This is a genomic window from Pedobacter sp. 01N416, assembly GCF_056399685.1.
The window spans coordinates 1-4,259 of record NZ_JBFTRT010000456.1 but is presented as its reverse complement, the minus strand read 5'-3'; the positions used below and the strand labels follow the sequence as shown (position 1 = coordinate 4,259).

The 4,259-nt window shown below is 36.8% G+C and carries 3 protein-coding genes; 1 reads left to right on the top strand and 2 read right to left on the bottom strand.

All coding sequences use genetic code 11. From position 1 onward, the window contains the following. Both nusB and AC1DND_RS21355 read right to left on the bottom strand, forming a co-directional pair. Positions 1-825, bottom strand: an 825-nt coding sequence (gene nusB / locus AC1DND_RS21360; protein ID WP_477584645.1) for a transcription antitermination factor NusB, incomplete at its 3' end; no start/stop codon positions are given. A 107-nt stretch (positions 826-932) separates the two neighbouring features. Next, positions 933-2,021 (bottom strand): Glu/Leu/Phe/Val family dehydrogenase, encoded by a 1,089-nt coding sequence (locus AC1DND_RS21355; protein WP_029275979.1) that lies wholly within the window; start codon positions 2,019-2,021, stop codon positions 933-935. A gap of 528 nt (positions 2,022-2,549) precedes the next feature. Here AC1DND_RS21355 and AC1DND_RS21350 point away from each other — a divergent pair. After that, on the top strand, positions 2,550-4,259 hold a 1,710-nt coding region (locus AC1DND_RS21350), incomplete at its 3' end, for an ABC transporter ATP-binding protein (RefSeq protein ID WP_477584644.1).

Below are 4,259 nucleotides of genomic sequence, written 5' to 3'. Positions count from 1 at the left end.
GTCTAAAATACCGTTAATAAACGAATTACTCTTCGGTGTACTGTAATCTTTTGATAACTCTAAATATTCGTTGATGGTTACTTTAACCGGAATAGATTGAAAGTTTAACAATTCGCAAATGGCCATTTTCATTAAAATTGTATCCATTAATGCAATACGCTCCGATTCCCAGTTTTTGGTTCTATCGGCAATCATTTCCTGATATTTTGCATCGTTCTGCAAAGTATGCACAAAAAGATCCTGAACAAATTTGCTATCTTCAACCCAATCTGCACTAATTTCGGTCAGTTTGTTTTTAAAAGGATCTTCGAAAGTAAAGTTTTTCAAGGTTTTGGCCACCATACCTTTCATCACTTCGTGATCTACCTGCCAGTTGATAAATTTCTCTTCGAAAACCTGCAAAATGGCCTGGTTTTTTAAGATGATTTTCCTGAAAATGTATTTAATAATATCCTTTGATGATTCTAAACTTTCGTTTGGATCAGCAAGATAATCGGCATATTCTTTTGATGCTTTTAAGGAATTGTAAACTGTTTTACGGATTTCCGGATCGAAACCCCAATCTACCTTGTATTTTTTAACCGCAGAAACGTATTCGGGATTCTGCTGCATTAAAACGCTAAACTTATTGTGCAGCAATTTCATGTTGGGATTAATATCCTCTGCGGTTTTAATAAACTTATTTGCGCGCTCTGCGGCGTCGTTAGCAGTAAATTCGGTAACTTCTACCATTAAAGATAACATCCAGATGTACATTTCGTACACGCTATCGATGCTCTGCATTAAAGTTTTCAAATCACCTTTAATGTCTTTTTTGTCTGCCATGTGCCAAGCAAAAATATTTTGCAAAGCTTTGATTCTTAAGTGCCTTCTGTTTAACATGAATGTAAGAACGAGTGCGGTTTTTTAAAACCTGTTTTAATAATTATGATTTAATATGACGATTTAATTTTTTTAACATCTGCAATCCGTTTCTCGGCAATGCGATTGGCTGCAATATTTGTTGATATATTTTCGGTTTTGCTTAACTTAATCACACTTCTTGTAGCATCGTAAATATTCTCTGTAAGCTGTACGGTGCGTTTTTTACCAAAACCCGTTAACTCAGAATAACAAGAAATTAATCCACCAGCATTAATTAAATAATCAGGTGCAAATAAAATCCCTTTCTTCAAAAGTAATTCGCTGTCTAAAACCTCATCTTTTAACTGATTGTTTGCTGAACCTGCAATAATTGCAAACTTCATTTTTTCGATGGTTTTGTTGTTAACGGTAGCACCCATTGCACATGGAGCATAAACATCGGCATCTGTTGTAAAAATTTTATCGGCTTCGATCGGTTTTGCTTTATATTTCCGGGCAACGTAAGTTAGTTGTTCCTGGTTAATATCGCTGATCAAAACTTCGGCGTTTTCTTTTCTTAACAGTGCAACCAAATGCTCGCCAACATTTCCGATGCCTTGTACTACAATGGTTCTACCAGCAAGCATATCCGTACCGAAAACCTCTTTAACACTGGCTTTAATGCCTAAATAAACACCTTGCGCAGTAAAAGGAGCCGGATTACCAGCACCACCAATTGATTCGGGAACGCCAGTAACATAATTGGTTTCCATACGGATATATTCCATATCACGTGTATTGGTACCCATTTCTTCTGCCGTAATGAATTCGCCATTTAGGTTTTTAATAAACCTACCGTAGCTACGCATTAAAGTTTCTGTTTTATCTTTCCTGGAATCGCCGATAATTACGCCTTTTCCACCACCCAGATTCAATCCAGTTATCGCTGCCTTGTAAGTCATTCCGCGCGATAAACGCAGTGCATCTTCTAAAGCTTCGCCTTCTGTACTATAACTCCACATACGTGTTCCGCCTAAAGCAGGGCCCAATGTAGTATCGTGTATAGCAATAATTGCTTTTAAACCTGTATCTGGATCGTTGCAAAAAACCAACTTTTTATGGCCATAGACACTTAATTGATCTAAAATTGAAAAATCTGACGGAGAATTTGCTGGCATATTGAACGTTCGGCTAACCTGCTGCAAAATTAAAATAAAAAACCATTATTACACGTATTTAACGAAACTATAACAAAATTAATTCGATTGCAGCTAAATTAATAAACCTTTGAGATTTTTAAAACGTTATAGGATTATAATAAATTGATTAAAAAAACGCGGTTAAATTCACTAATGTTTGGTTCGTGAGGACACGAACAAGGCGTAAGAAGCGAATGAGCTAAACATCCAATGCTTTTCAGTTTCTATAATTAAACTGACAACAGATTTCGTTTAACCAAGCCCTACTGCCATAGTTAAATAAACCTGATAGCAATGCAAAGCCCGATCCTTCAATCGGCTTGAAATGGATAGCAGGGCTACTATAACGATGAAAGGCAGAACCGCTCGTTTTCAAAAAGCAAACATATTTGAARGCAAGCCCTACAAATAACATTTTGCGCCAACAATGTCATTAATTTTTAAAGCTTAGACCAGAATAGATAAATATGCATCATGAAATAACAAAATTAGCTAAGTTTGTATGGAATGAAACATTTAAGCCGATTAAACAAATACTTTCTTAAATACAAATGGTGGATTATACCCGGAAGTATTTTCGTGGTAATTTCTAATATTTTTGGTGTAGTGCCAGCCCAGGTAATTGGTTATGCAGTTGACCTGATTACCGAAAACATTCAGGTATTTAATCTCTTTTACGGTTTCGATCGCCAGGCTATAATTTACGATATATTTAGCAGCAATCTTCTGTTTTTCGGCTTGTTAGTTATTGCTCTTTATTTATTGCGTGGATTGTTCCTATTCTTTATGCGCCAAACTATTATTTTAATGTCGCGGCATATAGAGTTCGATATGAAAAACGATATTTACCAACATTACCAGGAGCTTAGCCTGGGTTTTTACCGCCGGAATAACACAGGCGACTTAATGAACCGTGCCACAGAAGATGTTAACCGGGTAAGGATGTACGTTGGTCCGGCGATTATGTACACGATTAATACTTTTGTGTTATCGGTACTAATTATCTGGTCGATGTTTGATGTAAATGCAAAACTAGCCATTTATTGCTTATTACCCCTCCCTTTTCTGGTGGTGATTATATACTRTGTAAATACTTTGATCTTTAAAAAAAGCGGGAAGATACAGGAACGTTTGTCAGATCTTTCGAGTTTTGTGCAGGAGCGTTTTTCGGGGATCCGGATCATTAAATCATATGTTCGTGAAGATTATACCAGAAACATGTTCTCCATCCAGAGCAACGATTATAAAAAAGATTCGATGAGCCTGGTTAAAGTATCGGCCTTGTTTTACCCTACTATGCTTTTATTAATTGGCCTGAGTACCATTTTAACCATATACATTGGCGGTATCCAGGTGATGAATGGCAGTATCACCGCAGGGAATATTGCTGAATTTATCATTTACATCAACCAGTTAACCTTTCCGGTAACCATGCTGGGCTGGGTTACTTCTTTAATCCAGCGGGCTGCCGCATCGCAAAAAAGGATAAATGAATTTTTGGATATCCCATCTGATATCCAATCGAAAGAAACTGCTGAAATTGAGCTAAATGGCAATATCAAGTTCGACCAGGTAAGTTTTACCTACCCAGATACAGGGATTGAAGCCTTAAAAGATGTGAGTTTTGAGATTAATAGTGGCGAATTTGTAGCCATAATCGGAAAAACGGGCTCCGGAAAATCGACATTGGCCAATCTGATTATGCGCATGTACGATGTAGAAAATGGTGCTATTGATATTGATGGAAAAAATATTAAAGCCTTAAATCTAAAAGATTACCGTAGTCAGATTGGCTTTGTACCACAAGAGGTTTTCTTATTTTCTGATACGATAAAGCATAATATTGCCTTTGGTTTAGACCAGGTTACGGATGAAGAGGTGCATACTGCTGCTAAAAACGCCTCGGTTTACACCAATATTATCGATTTTGAAGAAAAATTCGAAACCATGCTGGGCGAACGTGGAATAACCCTCTCTGGAGGTCAAAAACAACGCGTTTCTATCGCCAGAGCATTGATTAAATCACCTAAGATTTTAATATTCGATGATTGTCTTTCGGCGGTTGACACTAAAACCGAGGAGGAAATACTACAAAATCTTGGTAAAATTATGGATGGAAAAACAAGTATTTTAATTGCCCACAGGATTTCTACCATTAAAAATGCGGATAAGATTTTGGTGCTGGATAATGGCAAAATCATTGAACAAGGCACACAC